Annotated in this window: 14 protein-coding genes; 8 read left to right on the top strand and 6 right to left on the bottom strand. The window is 61.1% G+C overall.

Going from position 1 to position 16158, the window contains the following annotated elements; translation table 11 throughout:
* Positions 1-166 precede the first annotated feature (166 nt).
* On the bottom strand, positions 167-1027 hold the full coding sequence (locus HYH08_RS20705; protein WP_502788437.1) for a DUF3108 domain-containing protein: 861 nt from the start codon (positions 1025-1027) through the stop codon (positions 167-169).
* A 474-nt stretch (positions 1028-1501) separates the two neighbouring features.
* Here HYH08_RS20705 and rpmB point away from each other — a divergent pair, with 474 nt between their 5' ends.
* The 8 genes from rpmB (at position 1502) to HYH08_RS20665 (ending at position 9958) form a co-directional block, all read left to right on the top strand.
* The gene (rpmB, locus tag HYH08_RS20700) at positions 1502-1807 is read left to right on the top strand and encodes a 50S ribosomal protein L28 (protein ID WP_220011659.1); all 306 of its coding nucleotides are present in this window, start codon (positions 1502-1504) and stop codon (positions 1805-1807) included.
* Positions 1808-2025: 218 nt separating this feature from the next.
* Complete coding sequence (locus tag HYH08_RS20695; protein ID WP_220011658.1) at positions 2026-3636, top strand: HsdM family class I SAM-dependent methyltransferase; 1611 nt, start codon at positions 2026-2028, stop codon at positions 3634-3636.
* 21 nt (positions 3637-3657) lie between these two features.
* Positions 3658-4860, top strand: coding sequence for an ATP-binding protein (locus HYH08_RS20690; protein ID WP_220011657.1), 1203 nt, complete (start codon positions 3658-3660; stop codon positions 4858-4860).
* Positions 4842-5951 (top strand): sensor histidine kinase, encoded by a 1110-nt coding sequence (locus HYH08_RS20685; protein ID WP_220011656.1) that lies wholly within the window; start codon positions 4842-4844, stop codon positions 5949-5951. Before HYH08_RS20690 ends, HYH08_RS20685 begins: the two co-directional genes overlap by 19 nt.
* Before the next feature lie 11 nt (positions 5952-5962).
* On the top strand, positions 5963-7174 hold the full coding sequence (locus HYH08_RS20680) for a hypothetical protein (protein ID WP_220011655.1): 1212 nt from the start codon (positions 5963-5965) through the stop codon (positions 7172-7174).
* Positions 7161-7943 (top strand): hypothetical protein, encoded by a 783-nt coding sequence (locus HYH08_RS20675; RefSeq protein WP_220011654.1) that lies wholly within the window; start codon positions 7161-7163, stop codon positions 7941-7943. The genes HYH08_RS20680 and HYH08_RS20675 overlap by 14 nt, the downstream gene beginning before the upstream one ends.
* Before the next feature lie 83 nt (positions 7944-8026).
* Positions 8027-9355 (top strand): T6SS phospholipase effector Tle1-like catalytic domain-containing protein, encoded by a 1329-nt coding sequence (locus tag HYH08_RS20670; protein ID WP_220011653.1) that lies wholly within the window; start codon positions 8027-8029, stop codon positions 9353-9355.
* A gap of 357 nt (positions 9356-9712) precedes the next feature.
* Positions 9713-9958 carry a PilZ domain-containing protein gene (locus HYH08_RS20665; protein WP_187436442.1) on the top strand — a complete coding sequence of 82 codons (246 nt, stop codon included), beginning with the start codon at positions 9713-9715 and terminating at the stop codon, positions 9956-9958.
* 252 nt (positions 9959-10210) lie between these two features.
* On the opposite strand, the gene HYH08_RS20660 is transcribed toward HYH08_RS20665, so the two are convergent.
* The 5 genes from HYH08_RS20660 to cobT all read right to left on the bottom strand — a co-directional run bounded on the left by HYH08_RS20660 (position 10211) and on the right by cobT (position 16144).
* Positions 10211-10618 carry a hypothetical protein gene (locus HYH08_RS20660; protein ID WP_220011652.1) on the bottom strand — a complete coding sequence of 136 codons (408 nt, stop codon included), beginning with the start codon at positions 10616-10618 and terminating at the stop codon, positions 10211-10213.
* A 269-nt stretch (positions 10619-10887) separates the two neighbouring features.
* Positions 10888-12000 (bottom strand): NADH:flavin oxidoreductase/NADH oxidase, encoded by a 1113-nt coding sequence (locus HYH08_RS20655; protein ID WP_220011651.1) that lies wholly within the window; start codon positions 11998-12000, stop codon positions 10888-10890.
* Positions 12001-12125: 125 nt separating this feature from the next.
* Positions 12126-13094, bottom strand: a complete 969-nt coding sequence (locus HYH08_RS20650; RefSeq protein WP_220011650.1) for a Bug family tripartite tricarboxylate transporter substrate binding protein — start codon at positions 13092-13094, stop codon at positions 12126-12128.
* Between the two features lie 66 nt (positions 13095-13160).
* Entirely contained in the window at positions 13161-14243 is a 1083-nt protein-coding gene (locus HYH08_RS20645) for an esterase-like activity of phytase family protein (RefSeq protein WP_220011649.1), read from the bottom strand.
* Entirely contained in the window at positions 14240-16144 is a 1905-nt protein-coding gene (gene cobT, locus HYH08_RS20640) for a cobaltochelatase subunit CobT (protein WP_220011648.1), read from the bottom strand. Before cobT ends, HYH08_RS20645 begins: the two co-directional genes overlap by 4 nt.
* Between the last annotated feature and the right edge of the window lie 14 nt (positions 16145-16158).

Raw genomic sequence — 16158 nt, 5'->3', positions numbered from 1 at the left:
GCGATGCGACAGCATCGTGCCGGGAGCCTCGAAGGATGGACGGCCCGGATCGGGCGGCAAATGCTGGTATCCCCGAGGGAACAGCCGGGCCGTCGCCCTTCGAGGGCTGCCGAAGAGGCGGCCACCTCAGGCTGACGGTTGCAGAGAAGGCGATGCGGAAACAGCCCTACTGCGTCTTCGCCACGCGCGGGGGCTGGGCCGAGGTGATGAAGCTGGTCGCTTCCAGCATCGCAGGCCCCAGTGGGGTCGGAACCTTCAGCCAGAACGGGACCAGGATGCGCGTGCCGGCCACCGGCGCGAACGCGATCTCGATGTTGCGCTGGGCGGCGAGGTATTTGATCACGGGGCGGTCGGGGATGTAGCCGGCGACGGGCACGAAATAGAGTGCGCAGACCACGACCGGGCCTTTGTACCCCTTCTCCGCCTTCACTGTCTCCATGCGCTTGAAATCGAGCTTGAGGTCGTAGCGCATGCGGCCGTCGAACACGGGCGCGGCGTTGTGGCAGGCCTCGGGCGTGACGGGATCGCCACTGCCGGGCACGCGGAGCAGCGAGGCCGTCATCGGATCCCACACGCCGCGGCGATGCGCGTCGGTGACGACGATGCGATCAGGGTCGACCGGCGGCTCCGGCACGATGCCGAATTCCTTCACATTGCCCTTGTCGAGGGTGATGTGGATCTCTTCGGTCTTCTTCGAGGTGGTGGTGGAGGCCTGGTAGCCGGTCGCCACCAGCGCGCCGTTGACGACGCGGCCCTGCGAGGCGCCGGTGCCGGACCCGCCCGCGAAGGATTTTAAAAGCCCCGTTGTGCCGCCACTGGCCGCGGCCGCGAACACGTCATCGCCGATGTCGATGTTCCAGGCGCCCTTGCCGACGGGAATGCCGGCCAGCGAAGCTTCATACTGCGCCTCGAGCTTGCCCTGCGCCGCCGCCGGTCTTGCGCCCCACGCCAAGGCGAGCCCGCAAAGGACCACGAAGGCCAGCCGGCCGGCGTTCAGCCGGGGCCAAATTTGAGGGCGTGTGAGCACGAAACAGTCCAATCGGGGCGCGAACGGTTGTTACTTAAGCCAAAACCCGCGGCAGACAATGTGTCCGGGCATGCTTTGCCGGGAACTCCACCTGTATTTCGGCGGTGAATACGCCCTTTATGTGATGGTAAGGCGCGACAAACATTGCCGTTTTGGTGATCGAGGGTAGCCAGGGGCGCGCACCTCGCCCCCACCCATTCCGCTGTCATGCCCCGGCTTGACCGGGGCATCCAGTACGCCGCGGCCCCTCTGGTCAGCCGCACCGCCTCGGCGTACTGGATCGCCCGGTCAAGCCGGGCGATGACACCTGGTGTGGGGCATGACGCGCGCATGAAACCCCGCCCAAAACCTTGACGTCCCGCCCCTTCCCCCCTATACGTCCGCCCGCTCCCTGCAAGGACACAGAATTTGCCCCCGTGGCGCCCCGAATGGCGGCCGCAACTCATTGGGGGTTTTAGAGCGAAGGATTATGCCATGTCTCGCCGCTGCGAACTGACGGCCAAGGGCCCCCTCGTCGGCCACAAGGTCAGCCACTCCAACATCAAGACCAAGCGCCGCTTCCTGCCGAACCTCGTCAACGTGACGTTCCAGTCGGAAGCCCTGGAGCGCAACGTGCGCCTGCGCGTCTCGACCAACGCGGTGAAGAGCGTCGACCACAATGGCGGCCTCGACGCCTTCCTGCTCAAGGCCAATTCCGACGCCCTGTCGCCGCGCGCCCTCGAGCTGAAGCGCGCCATCCAGAAGAAGGTCGGCGACGCGCCGGCCAAGAAGGCCAGCTAAGATTTTCGAATCGGGCGGGGGCTAGGTTGCGTCGCGTGGCGTAGGCTTAGCCGAGTAGAGTTTGCGTTGCGGCCGGATCGGAAGATCCGGCCGTTTTTGTATTCAAATCGCTCGTCTTATTGGAAACGCCACCGTAAGCTCACCGTGGTTGCTCAGGCTCGTTAAGGAACCCTTTCCCGGCATGTGTCACTTATAAGGTGGACTCCGCTGGAAGTAGCATGCTTCAAATACTCAATCCCCACGATCTGACCACGAGGCGCAATATCGGCGCCTATTACACCTCAGGCAGCATTGCTTCCGTCTTGGCGAATTGGGCAATCCGCACCTCCGGCTCCCGCGTGTTGGAACCAAGTTTTGGGGGAGGTTCGCTCGTAGTGGCCGCGCTGTTAAGGCTCTCCGAGCTCGGCGCCACGACCAACCCTGATCAAGTCGTAGGATACGACATCGATCGAAAGGCAAGCGCACTCCTGCGCAGCGCCTTATCGACTTCTCTCCAATCAGAACTGATCACGTCTGATTTTCTCGCCGTATCGCCGCCCTCTCCTGAGCGCAAATTTCATTGTATTATCGCCAACCCTCCCTTCATACGGCATCACCGCAACAAGGATGATCTCTTCAAAGCCCGATGTGAGCAGCTTGGTCTGCCGAAGAACTCTGACCTATCCTGCTTGTTCGTCATGCACGCCCTCACCTTCCTGCGTAAAGGCGGACGGATGGCCTTCGTGCTTCCAGCATCATTCTTGTTTGCCGACTACGCAAGACCTGTTCGCGATGCCCTGCGGCGCAACTTCGAAAAAGTCAAAGTCATTCGTTTGGCGTTCCGAGCTTTCGCCGAGGACGGAGCCGAGGAGAAGGGGATTTTGGTTCTCGCCGATTGTTTTGGCTCGTCTTGTCCCGGCTCTTGGGCTCAGACAGTTGCGTTGACTGAAGAGACCCTCCCTAAACTCGTCGACGATGCACATCTAACAAACAGCTCACCCACGGAAGATTTTGCAAGGATTCTGCACACCGCCGATGTTGTTCGATTTGACGAACTGGCTCAACTCCAGATCGGAGTAGTAACCGGAGCCAACAAGTACTTTGTCATCGACGAAAGTATGAGAGCCAAGCACCGCCTCTCCAAGGACACCCTGATCCCAATTGCTGCTCGGAGCGCGCAGATCACCGGGTTAAAATTCGGAATGGCGGAACATACCATCCAGGCTGCAACCAACAAACGGGTCTGGCTTCTTTCGCCAAGCAAGCTGGGCCGAAAAAACAGCTCTGTTCGCAAATACCTTGAATCGATACCCCAGAAGATTCGGGAGGAAACCCTCTGGTTTAAAAAAAGACCTGACTGGTTCAGACCAGAGCCGATTTTTGCAGACGCAATCCTTACGTATATGAATCATCGCGCGCCAAGACTCGCTCTCCTTTCACCCCAAATTACAGCCACGAATACCTTCCACCTAGTCACATTTAAGAACCGGAAGGACCTCGTTGGGAAACAACGAGTCGCGCTTGCTTTGCTCACGTCCCTCGCTCAGGCCTCCGCCGAAATGGAAGGACGCGCATATGGGGGCGGCCTACTTAAGCTCGAGCCAGCCGGCGCACGAAGGATTCTCCTACCGAAATTCAGCCCTGCGCCGGAGATTATTCGCTCCGCATTTTCCGAGGCAGACGCCAACCTTCGAGCAGGAGACGAGGCTGCCGCTAGAGACATTGCAGATCGCACACTCCTCTTTCCTTCAATTCGGACCGATCCGGAATCTGTGACTACTGCTCTGCGCCGCAGCATCGAATACAGCCGACGAATCCGAACGAGCGTCTCAAATCATACTTCTGTATGAGCAAGTGAAAGCTGAGCTCCTATGGCACGAGCTACATTTACGGTAGACACACAGCTATTTCGCGAGTTGGGAGAGCTTCTCGTCGGCGAGGATGCCACAGCTCTAACAGAGCTCGTTAAGAATTCCTATGATGCTGATTCTCGGGTCGTTTCTATAGCAGGCCGATCGCTGGGAAAGCCTGAGAATTCATTGATAACCATCGCCGACGACGGCGTCGGAATGAACGGGGAGCAATTCAATCACGGGTTCCTAACTGTCGCGGGTAGAGAGAAGACTACCGGCGACAGAAGGAGCAAAATCTACCGGCGCATCTATACGGGCGAAAAAGGCGTTGGGAGATTGGCAGCACGAAAACTTGCCAAGCGACTAGAAGTCGAATCATGGCCTTGGTCTGGCAAACTCGACGTCCAAGGCCGCTTGATCTCGCAGCCCACCGGTATACGTGCAACGATCGATTGGGACAAAATCGATCGTTGCCGAACGTTTGATGATATTCCGAAGTCCGGCGCCGTTAGGGTCGAAACGATACCAGCAAACGGGTTTCGACTGGCTGGAACAACTCTTACCTTGCGCCGTCTCCGGAAATCATGGACCAAAAAGGACATCGAGAAATTCCAAAGAAGGGCCCTCACCTTTCGCCCACCGCAGGTGTTTACTGGCCAGATTCCCGAGACATTCGTAGCTCGTCCATTGCTCCTAAAGAGCTTGTTCAGCCAACCAGCCGCCTCCAATAGTGAGGAACCGTTCCGTATCGATATGCTCGGTGCATTCGACATCGTGGAACCTCCGGGTGTGTCAGATGCGGCAGCGGCACAGTGGGTTCTGGAAATCCTAAGCGAACCCAAGCGCGGCCAAGTTACTTACACAATGGCACCGTCGCAGAAATTTCAACGCAAGTATCCGAAAGCGCAGGTCGAGCGAGCCGTTATCAAAGTGAAGCGCGCTCAAAATCCGATCCCCTTTCGGGGCCGGATCTATAACTTGCTCAATCGGTCATGGGATGGATCGATTGCTGGTGTCCGGGTCTACATGAACGGGTTTAGAGTTTTGCCCTATGGCGAAGCAAAGAACGATTGGCTCGGTCTAGATGATGACACTACCAGCCGGGCAAGAGACCTGCTTCGCAATCTGAAAGGGCTGGCCGGGGATATTCCACGTTCTGCCGACTCTGAAGAAGAAACTAAGATGCAGAGGAATTCTGCCTATTGGGGGCTATCGCGCTGAACCGAGAAGAGGCCCCACAGCTTGAAATGCTCGTTAATCGAGAGGGGTTCGCACCCGGGCCGCAGCTAGATTTCCTATCGAAGTATGTTCGTATCGGAGTTGATCTGCTGACACGCGTTCGCGTTTCGGCTTCTATTGAACTCAAGCGAGCTCGCATCGGACTTACCCGTCAGCAGCGGAGAGCAGCGGAAGAGGACATTGAAACTCCTGCAACCGTCCTGACCATGAGGAACGACTCCAACAAGGTCGTAGAGGCTGCACGAGATGCTAGAGCAGCGATCGCCCGCGGCGACGTCGTGAAAGCATCCGAGGTCATCAGCACAACCATCGAGCCTCTGGCTCAGTCCATTGAAGCGATTTCGCGTGAAATGGGGACTGAACAAGCGATTTTTCGCGTCTTAGCGTCAATTGGCGCTCAGCAAGTTGCTTTTAGCCACGAAATAAATGGACTCGTATCGATCTCTGCGGCCATTTTGGCCGCAATGGACAAAATCTTCGAGTTGGATTTGACAGACCAAGTGCGACGACGCTTGGCTCCTTTGCGAAAGAATATGCGTGATCTCCATGCCAGCCTGGAACGGCAAGCATTTTTCCTTACAGACATTGCTGGGCTCGAGTCTCGCCGAAGACGGTCGCGGCAAATATTGGCAGACCGGTTCGATGCGGCAAAGCGGCTGCTCGAGCGGTCGATCGAAGACCGTCAAATTGGCTTGTCGGTGGAATTGGGCGAGGATCTGAAATCGCCGCCCATGTTTCCAGCCGAAGTGGTCGCCCTCTTCACAAATTTGCTCTCGAATGCCGTCAAATTCGCCGGCAAAGGGGGCAAGATTCGCGTGCGCGGGAAATCTAGTGACAAACAACTCAAGGTTATAATAGAAAATACGGGGACTGCTGTCGACCTCAAAGCTGCTGAGCGTTGGTTCGAACCATTTCAAAGTACGACGACGGATGTCGATGCCACTCTGGGACAGGGGATGGGGCTGGGCCTAACCATCACCCGCAGCTTACTTGATGAATATGGAGCTTCGATCGAATTCGTTCGCCCGTCGAACGGCTACGCCACTGCGATTGAAGTCGCATTTCCTCGATAGACGAGAAGCAAATGAGATTTGTCTATATTGACGACGAACCTGATCCAGCGGTGGCGGAAGCACTAGGGCGAAATAATGTCAGCGTATTCCAATTTGCCGGTAACTTAGACGACCAAATGGATGACCTAATCGCAAAGATTCGCGATTGTTCAGTTGTAATCGTTGACTTGAAGTTGGCGGAGCACAGAGTTGATGATGAATTTCCTAGTGCTCTATATCCTCAAGATGGACTTGCCCTGAAAGAAATTCTCACTTCGATTCTCACAGAGCGCGCAAGTCAATTGGAAAGCGGTGTCGATGCAACCGCTATTGATGTGGAACCCAAAACCACCGCGTTCGTGCTCTATTCCGGCGAGTTAGACTTGTTGGGCGATGGTGTACCCGCACGGGGACGGGAGCACGTTATAGCGAGAAAGGTACGTGGCGAATGGGCCATGTCTAAAAATCCGAGAGCTCGTCCGACAAGTCAGATAGACCTTCGAGTTTTGCAGGAGCTGGCGGACGGCGTTGATGCTGTGTCTCAAAAGCCGTGGGGGGAGGCTTTAGAACGCGAGGATGCCTTAAAGGCAATTACCGAATTGCTGGATTTGGATCGCAAATCGGATTGGGCAGCTACTGCGGAACGACAGATCTTTGAGAACAGGCCACCACTTCAGAGCCTTGCCAACAGAGACGGAATATCTTTGCTGCGGTGGATGCTTCATATTGCTCTGCCTTACCCTTCTTTTCTTCTCGACTCTGTGGAAGTCTCATTACTTTGCAGACTTCAACCAGAGTGGGGCGTCAACGCTCTCGAATCAAAAGGCTTTCTTGCAGACCTATTCAGTGATTCTCTCTATCGTGGCTTGTTATCTAACTTCCTTGGAGCTCGCTGGTGGCGCGCGGGCGTGGTCGCGAAATTGAGACAGATAACTGGCGGAGTACCGCATAGTATCGATCGCCTGCGAAGTTATTTTGATCAGATGCACGGCAAAGCCGTACCAATGTTAAACGTTGCCACTCCCGTACGTACTGTCGATGAGGAATTTCGCCTCACAAACGAAATCGTTGACGTAGATGAAGCAGTCCGCTTGGAGCCGGAGGAATGGCCTCTCGAGCTTGCACCCCCCTGGATTGCTCTGAGCAAAGTTGCCAAGAGCCCTCGCCTACGTCGCTACGTTCTCGAACGTGACATTGATCGAGTACAATCATTTTTGACGGCAACGCGTGATGACCAGAAGTGACTACGTAGCTCCTCATCTATCTTTCGAGGCCGTATGCGAACAATTGGAAGGCATCGTTCGCTTAGGCGGAAGCTATTTCGAACCAGACGCTGAATCGATCGTCGCGCAGGCATGCGACGATCTTCGCGCCATCAAGGACGGACAAAACGAAGGGCAAATCATTTGGAGCGTGCCTCAAGACAGGCCAATAAGGACAATAGCAACTAACTCATATCAGCGAGGCAACAAGGGGGGCCTTGCCGCGCAGGCATGCCTATCTTTTATTTGGGAGGTCAAGAAGGTCGCCAGAAAGCGCGATGAGTTTGCTATTGTTGGCCTGTGCTCAACAAAGATCACTTTGCACGATACTTCAGATAGGCTGAATGGCGTGGTCAACCCACTCACATGGACATTTGAGATGGGCAGCCACGATTCGCCAGGCTGTCATTTCCATTCGCAGATTGATTGGAAGGCACCGATCAAAGCTGTTTACAAAGAAGAGGAGATGCAAGCGTGGCCATCGCTCGACGTTCCCCGCTTGCCAAGCCTCTTAGTAACTCCTGGAGATTGTCTTGACTACATCCTAGGAGAACTCTTTCAGGAAGCTTGGCCTAAAAAATACGAGGAAACGGAAATTGCCCATATCGGTAGATGGCTAAGCACGTCGAGGCAACGAATCGCAGCAGTCCTACGGAGTTCATTGCAAGCGGCTGAGGAGGGCACATCGACCTCTCCGTGGATCGCTATTAAGCAATGGTATCCGCGAAGTGAGAAAATGCTACTGACATAGGCGCCCTAAGCTCATCTATTTTTAGGTTGCGCTTCGCTTCTCCGCTATACTCGCCTTGGTAGCATCACCCGGAGGGGCATACCGTGGAGCAGGCGCACAATACCGAGCACAGACCCGAACCCAAAAACCTCGTCATCTGCTGTGACGGCACCGGCAACGAGATCTCGGAAAACATCTCCAACGTCCTGAAGCTGTATCGCTGCCTGCGCAAGACCGACAGGACACAGCCGCGGCAGATGGTGTTCTACGATCCCGGCGTCGGCACGGTGACGGAGCCGACGACGTGGCACCGCATCAAGGCCGACGTCAATCTGGTGCTGGGGCTCGCCACCGGCTACGGGCTCGATGACAACGTGCTCTCGGCCTATTGCTTCCTGGTCGAGCATTATGCGCCCGGCGACAGGATCTTCCTGTTCGGGTTTTCGCGCGGGGCCTACACGGTGCGGGTGCTGGCGGGGCTGATTCACAAGATCGGCCTGATCTCGCCGGAGCAGGCGAACCTCGCAGGCTCCGGCATGGTCGCCTACAAGCAATATTCCGGCACCGGGCGCGGCAACGACATCGACGACCTCAGGGATGTCGCGGTGGACGAGCAGGGGCCGCTGCCGCAAGGCAAGTTCGACCTCGCCGCGCAGTTCGCGCGCATCACCTCGACGCGCTGGGTGACCATCCACTTCATCGGCGTGTGGGACACGGTGGCGAGCGTGATCGTGCCGCGGCGCGACAATTTCTTCTTCGTGTTCAGCCTGGAGGAGCTCGCCTTCACGCGGCGCAACCCCAGCGTCGCCATCTTCCGGCAGGCGATCGCGATCGACGAGCGGCGGCGCATGTTCCGCCTCAACAGATACTCCGAGCCGCAGGACTTCTGGAGCCACCGCTACGTGCCCGACGAGAAGAAGGTACCGCAGGACATCATGCAGGTGTGGTTCGCCGGCGTGCATTGCGACGTCGGCGGCGGCTATCCGGAGGCCGAGAGCGGGGAATCGAAATATCCGCTGATCTGGATGATCGAGGAGGCCGAGAAGGCCGGCGTGAGGTTCAACAAGCGCACCGTGAACCAGCTCGCCTGGGGCATCCAGCGCAAGAACTCGCCGTTCAAATACGTGCCGCCGGCATACACCGGCGAGGTCGGCGAGCTGCACAATTCGATGAATGCGGCCTGGCGCGTGCTGGAGGTGATCCCGAAAAGCGCCAAGTACCGGGAATGGCCGGAGCGGAAGGTGTTTCTCGGCCTCTACATCCCCTGCGGCGAGCCGCGCCTGATCCCCGACGGCGCCTTTGTGCATGAGAGCGTGGTGAAGCGGATGGCGGCGGAGCCGGGATACAAGCCGGTGAACCTGCCGGCGCGGTATCAGACGGTGCCGATGCCGGTGCCGCCGGTGGTGGGGGCGGATGAGGGGGTGACGGGGTGATGGGGGCGCGGTCTCTGCTCTCGTCATTGCTAGCGCAGCGAAGCAATCCAGAATCCCTCCGCGGAAGCAGCCTGGATTGCTTCCGCCTTCGCCAAAGGCTTCGGCGGACAAGTCGTCGCAAGAGCTCCTCGCAATGACGGAGTTTGAGGTGGCGGCGGCGCACCCCACTACCGCTGCTTTCCGCATTCGCCGCCACTTTTCATTAAAATTCTTCCGCCCGGCTTAGCCGGATCGCATCATCTGCATTCCATCATCGCGCCAACACCCACCGCGCGATTTTTGTTTGGCATGATCCGCTCGGAAAACCGCTTCGCACTTTTCCGGATCATGCCGTCGCGGAATTGGAGGAGAGTGCCAATGCATCCGCGACGACATGCCCGCGTGAAGCCCGCGGGCCTCGTGTCCCGCCAGGCCAAGATCATCACCGACCCGCGCGCGCCGGTAATTCCCTGCACGCTGATCGACTATTCGCCGGGCGGGGCCTGCGTCGATCTCGGCGGCCAGGTGAAGATCCCCGACCGCTTCGAGCTGCTGCACGTCAATACCAAGAAGCGCTGCCGCATCGCCTGGAAGCGCGGCACGCGGGTGGGCGTGGTGTTTTAGAGGGCTAAGCGCTACACGGGTGGTGCGCTCCCTCCCCCGGGCTTGTCGCGCAGAAGCCCGCCTTCGGGCGAAGGCGGATGCGGGGGATGGTTGGGGAGAGGGTATCTCCACAGAGGGACTCCCCCAGAGGAGAAAGCCCCCACCCGGCGCGCGGGACGATGCTTCGCATCGCCCGGGCGCGCCGACCTCCCCCGCAAGCGGGAGAGGTTGCACCGAGCGCGCTGTCCGACCTTCGCTAATCAACAATCACTGCTACTTCCGCATCCTGGCCTTGGCGCCGCCGACGATCTGCATGGCGACGCCGGCGATCCAGCCGAACAGGACGAGCCAGGCGATGCCGATATGCGGCTCGAGGCGGAGCACGATGACGGCGACCGAGGCGAGCGCGGTCAGCGTCGCGCAGAGCGTGCCGGCGGCGCTGAGCAATTCGGCGGCATCGATGGTGCTGTGGGCGTCGTCGAACGGCAGCTGCGGCGTGTCGATGCCGAGATAGAAGCCGACGATGCCGAGCCCCATCATCAGCAGCAGGAAACCCTGCGTGGTGAGCGGGGCGATCGCCGATCCCACATAGGCGCCGACGAACAGCCCGCACGCGGCGCCCGCCATGGCGAGGCCCAGGCGCTCGAACACATGGGCAGTCTTGCGAACACGAAACCGCATGGCCGGCCTCCGCGAGGCGTTGAACAAGCGGAGGTTAGGCCGGTTTTGTGGCGGGTGGAAGGTAAGGGGAGTTACGGATGCGTGAGGAGGGAAGTCGACTCCCTCTCCCCGTTCTTACGGGGCCGCGACGAGCTTCGCTCGCGCTGAAAGGGTTGGGGTGAGGGGCCTCTCTCCACACCTGAGACTGTGGCCGCACCTGTACCCCCTCACCCGAATTCGATCTGCGATCGAATTCGACCTCTCCCCGCAAGCGGGGAGAGGTGAAGCTCCTACCTCGCCCCGAACGTCGTTTTCCCGAACAGCGCCTTTTGCGTGGACGGCTGCGAGCGCCAGTATTGCGGCGGGGCTTCGACTTCGCCGCCGACTTCCGCGGCGGCGTGCCAGCCCCAGCGGGGGTCGTAGAGCATGCCGCGGGCGAGCGCGACCATGTCGGCCTTGCCGGACGCGACGATCTCCTCGGCGTGCTTCGGCTCCGTGATCAGGCCGACGGCAATCGTCGGAAGTCCGGTCTCGCGCTTGATCGCGTCTGCGAACTGCACCTGATAGCCGGGGCCGAGCGTGATCTTCTGCAACGGCGAGACACCGCCGGAGGAGGCATCGATCCAGTCGACGCCGCGCGCCTTCAACGCCTTGGCGAATTCGATGGTCTGCGCCAGATCCCAGCCGCCCTCGACCCAGTCGGTCGACGACACGCGCATGCCGACCGGCTTGTCGTGCGGGAACGCGGCGCGGACCGCATCGTAGACTTCCAGCGGGAAGCGCATGCGGTTCTCGAGCGAGCCGCCATATTCGTCGGTGCGCTTGTTGGAGATCGGCGACAGGAACTGATGCAGGAGGTAGCCGTGCGCGCCGTGCAGCTCGATCGCGTCGATGCCGATGCGTTCGGCGCGCTTGGCGCTGTCGACGAAGGCCTCGCGGATGCGCTTCAGGCCGCTGCTATCCAACGCGAGCGGCGCGGCCTCGCCCTCCTTGTGCGGCACGGCCGACGGCGCCACCGTCTGCCACCCCCCGTCGCTGACCGGAATCAGTTGACCGCCGTCCCAGGGCCGCGCGCTACTGGCCTTGCGGCCGGCATGGGCGAGCTGCATCGCGATCGCGGTCGAGGAATGCTTGCGCACGGAAGCGAGGATCTGCTTCAGCGCGGCTTCGGAGGCATCGCTGTAGAGCCCGAGACAGCCGGGCGTGATGCGGCCGATCGCCTCGACATGGGTCGCCTCGATGCAGAACATCGCCGCGCCCGACAGGCTGAGATTGTTGATGTGGGTGAAGTGCCAGTCGGTGGGCACGCCGTCCTCGGCCGAATACTGGCACATCGGCGACACCACGAGGCGGTTCTTCAAGGTCAGGCCGCGCAGGGTGATCGGGGAAAACAGGGCGCTCATGCGGGGATCCGGAATGCGAGGGATGGAAGCAACTGCATGAAGTGTAGTCGCGAACGCACGGATTACGAGTTGCGCGAGAGGCATGGCAGCGGGCGGCGCCATGCATTGCGCTGGCGATGCGCCCCCTATGGCTTGATACCAGCCGCCTTGATCAGCTCCTGATTGGCCACGAGCTCGCGCTTGACGAGCTCGTCCATCTCGCCAGGCTTCATCGGCTTCGGTTCGAGCCCGAGCTTGGCCAGGCTCGCCTGCATCGCCGGCGTGGCCAGCACTTTTTCGGCCGCCGCGTGCAACTTGTCGACGATCCCGCGCGGCGTCTTCGCCGGCACGAACACGCCGAACCAGATCTCGCTGTCGGCATCCTTCAAGCCGATCTCGCCCGCCGCCGGCACGTCGGGCAGCTCGGCGACGCGCTTGGGCGTCGAGACCACCAGCGCGCGGACCTGGCCCTCGCGGATCAGCGGCAGCGCGGTCGCCAGCGGACAGAAATACAGATCGATGCGCCCGCCGAGAATATCGGCGATCACTTCCGGGCCGGCGCGATAAGGCACATGCGTGGCTTCGATGCCGGCGGCGTAGCGGAATTTTTCGCTCGAGATGTGCACGGCGCTGCCGATGCCGACCGAGCCGAACGAGATCGAGCCGGGCTTTGCCTTGGCGTCGGCGATGAAGTCCTGGATGGTTGTCCAGGGCCGCTCCTTCGGCACGATCATCACGTTGGCACCGGATCCGATCATGAACACCGAGGCGAGATCGCGGCTGGGGTCGAAGCTCGCATTGGGGAAGATCAAGGGCGCCACGGACAGCGCCGACGACTGGGCGAGCAGGCTGTAACCGTCGGGATCGGCCTTCGCCACCGCCGCCGAGCCGACCACTCCGCCGCCGCCGGCGCGGTTCTCGACCACGATGGGCTGGCCGAGCTCGGCGGAGAGACGCTCGAACACCAGCCGCGGCACCACGTCCGCCGCGCTGCCCGGACCGAACGGAATGGTCGCCTTGATCAGCCGCGCAGGCCAGTCTTGTGCCTGGACTTGCGCCGCAGCGGCGATCCAGACGCCGGCACAAAGACACAACACGCGAAGGAACCTGGTCATCGACATCTCCGGTCTGGGCACGCAATTGTCGCAAGCAATCTTTGCAAGAACCATTCCGGCGAGCTTCTATTCCACCAGCGTGAACTGCAGCAGCAGCGTGCGCTGGAGGAACGAGAAATTGTCGTCCGACACCATGGTCAGCACGGTCTCGCCATCAGGCGTGACGTGGGCGTCGATGCCTTCCATGTTGTCGATCTCGTGGCCGAGATCGGCGGCGAACAATTCGGGGCCGTCGACCAGCGCACCCGGCGCGATTGACTTCAGCGGGATGGCGCGGATGCGGATGTTGACGCCGGTGAACCAGGAGAATTTGCGTTCGAGGATCAACAGCTCGCCGGAGGGCAGCAGCACGGCATCACTGATGTCGAATTTCTCGGTGCGGCGCACGCTGAACTGGCCGGGCGATGGGCCGCCGATCAGGAAGGCCGTGAGGTTGCCGTCGGCGTCCAGCCCGCGCTCGGAGAACGCGATCAGCGTGCCGGCGAGCGGCTGGCCCTTGTCCCTGGGCACGAAGACCATCGCCTCCAGCCCCTTGTTGGACGGCAGCTTGCGGATCGCCGGCGGCGTCGGGACCACCTCGCCGCGCGCCTGCGTGCCGCCCTTGGCGAGATCGAAGCGCATGATCTGGTTGACGCGCTCGAGCCCGACATAGACGACCTTGCCGTCGCGCGCGAGCGACTCGGTGTCGTACCAGTAGCGCTTCTCCGTGATCGGCCGCCCCTCGGCATTGAGCATCGGCGCCGCCTCGACGTCGTCGAGGCCGGCCATCTTGCCGCCGGCATAGCGGATGTTGCCGGTGAACCAGGTGCCTTGATCCGACAGCGCGAGGAAACGCTCGCCCTTGTTGTCGAGGAAGCGCAGGCCGGACAGGCCGCCGAAGCCGCGATGCGGCGAGGTCAGGACGAGACCGCTGCGATATTGCAGTGAGCCGAAACGCACGCGCGCGCGGTCCCGCGGCTCGAAATTCGGAATCGGCCGCGCATTCACCTCGATGCTGACCGGCGCGGTGACGGCGTGCTCGATTTGCGCCGGCCGCGGCGGCGGCTCGGTCGTCGTGGCTTGCGCGTGCGCGAGGCGGGAGAGCGCGAGAGTGGAGAATCCCGCCGCCGCGTGGCCAAGAAAGCTGCGGCGGGATCGATGCGTGCTCACGAATGCAATTTGCGTCGCGGGCGAGCGGGTGCTTGCGTTGGCGCCGTGTTGGTCTCGCTGAAGAGTTCGGCGAGCTTCTCGGTGATGGCGCCGCCGAGCTCTTCGGCGTCCACGATCGTCACGGCGCGGCGATAGTAGCGCGTCACGTCATGGCCGATGCCGATCGCGATCAGCTCGACCGGCGAGCGGGTCTCGATCTCCTCGATGATGTGACGCAGATGCCGCTCGAGATAATTGCCGGGATTGACCGACAGCGTGGAATCGTCGACCGGCGCACCGTCCGAGATCATCATCAGGATCTTGCGCTGCTCGGGCCGGCCGAGCAGGCGCTTGTGCGCCCAGTCCAGCGCCTCGCCGTCGATGTTCTCTTTCAGCAGACCCTCGCGCATCATCAGGCCGAGATTCTTTCGCGCACGGCGCCAGGGAGCGTCGGCGGACTTGTAGATGATGTGACGGAGATCGTTGAGACGGCCGGGATTGGCCGGCTTGCCGGCGGCCAGCCACGCCTCGCGCGATTGCCCGCCCTTCCAGGCGCGCGTGGTGAAGCCGAGGATTTCGACCTTGACGCCGCAACGCTCCAGCGTGCGCGCGAGAATGTCGGCGCAGGTGGCGGCGACGGTGATCGGCCGTCCGCGCATCGAGCCGGAATTGTCGAGCAGCAGCGTCACGACGGTGTCGCGGAAGGTCGCCTCCTTCTCGTGCATGAAGGACAGCGGGTGATAGGGATCGGTGACGACGCGCGACAGCCGCGCGGGATCGAGGATCCCCTCTTCGAGATCGAACTCCCAGGCGCGGTTCTGCTGCGCCATCAGGCGGCGCTGCAGCCGGTTGGCGAGGCGCGCAACGATGCCCTGCAGATGCGCGAGCTGCTTGTCGAGATAGGCGCGCAGGCGCTCCAGCTCGTCATGGTCGCAGAGATCCTCGGCGGCGATCACCTCGTCGAATTTCGGCGCGAAGGCGTGGTATTCCGGCCCGCGCGGCTCGTTCTTGCCGTGCGAATTCGGACGCGTCGCCTCGCCCGGCGTCTCGTCGTCGCCGAGCTCGCCGTCGTCGAACGTATCGGACGTCGAGGCCTGCGCGCTTTCCATCGCGCTGTCGCTCATCTCTTCCGACGAGGCTTGCGCCTGGTCGGCGCTCATCTCCTGCGCGGCATCGGAATCGGGCGAGCCTTCCGCACCGGACTGATCGTTGTCGCCGTCCTGGTTCTCGTCGTTATCTTCGTTGTCCTCACTGTCGGCGCTGCGCTCGTCGCCGAGCTCGAGCGCGGTCAGGAGGTCATGCACGGCATCGCCGAACTTGGTCTGGTCCTCGACCACGCCGTCGAGCCGGTCGAGCCGCTTGCCGATCTTGTCTTCGAGGATCGGACGCCAGAGATCGACCATCTTCTTCGCAGCCGCGGGCGGCGCCAAACCAGTGAGGCGCTCGCGCACCAGCATCGCCAGCGCATCGGCCAGCGGCGCATCGGCGCGGTCGGTGATCTCGTCGAACTTGCCGCGATGGAAATGATCGTCGAGCATCGCGGTGAGGTTCTTGGCAACGCCCGCCATGCGGCGCGCGCCGATCGCCTCGACCCGCGCCTGCTCCACCGCCTCGAACACGCCGCGCGCTTGCGGATTGCCCGGCATCAGCTTGCGATGCAGTTTTGCGTCGTGACAGGCGATCTTGAGCGCAATGGAATCGGCGTGGCCGCGCACGATGGCGGCGTCGCGCTTTGTCATCTTGCGCGCCGGCTCGGGCAAGCGAGCTTTACCCGGCGCAAGGCCCGGGCGCTCGGCCGCGAAGCTCACATCGAGCTCGGGCGATTTCGCGATCGCCTTCAGACAGGAAGCGACCGAGCGCTTGAACGGCTCGGTCGGCGCTTCCTTGGTGTTACGGAATTTGGAATTGGATGACGTGCTCATATCGCCTTAATCCG

Source organism: Bradyrhizobium sp. BR 10289 (genome assembly GCF_019455385.1).
Taxonomy (GTDB): Bacteria; Pseudomonadota; Alphaproteobacteria; order Rhizobiales; family Xanthobacteraceae; genus Bradyrhizobium.
The sequence above is the reverse complement of the archived record's forward strand: the minus strand, read 5'-3'. Positions and strand labels throughout refer to the sequence as shown.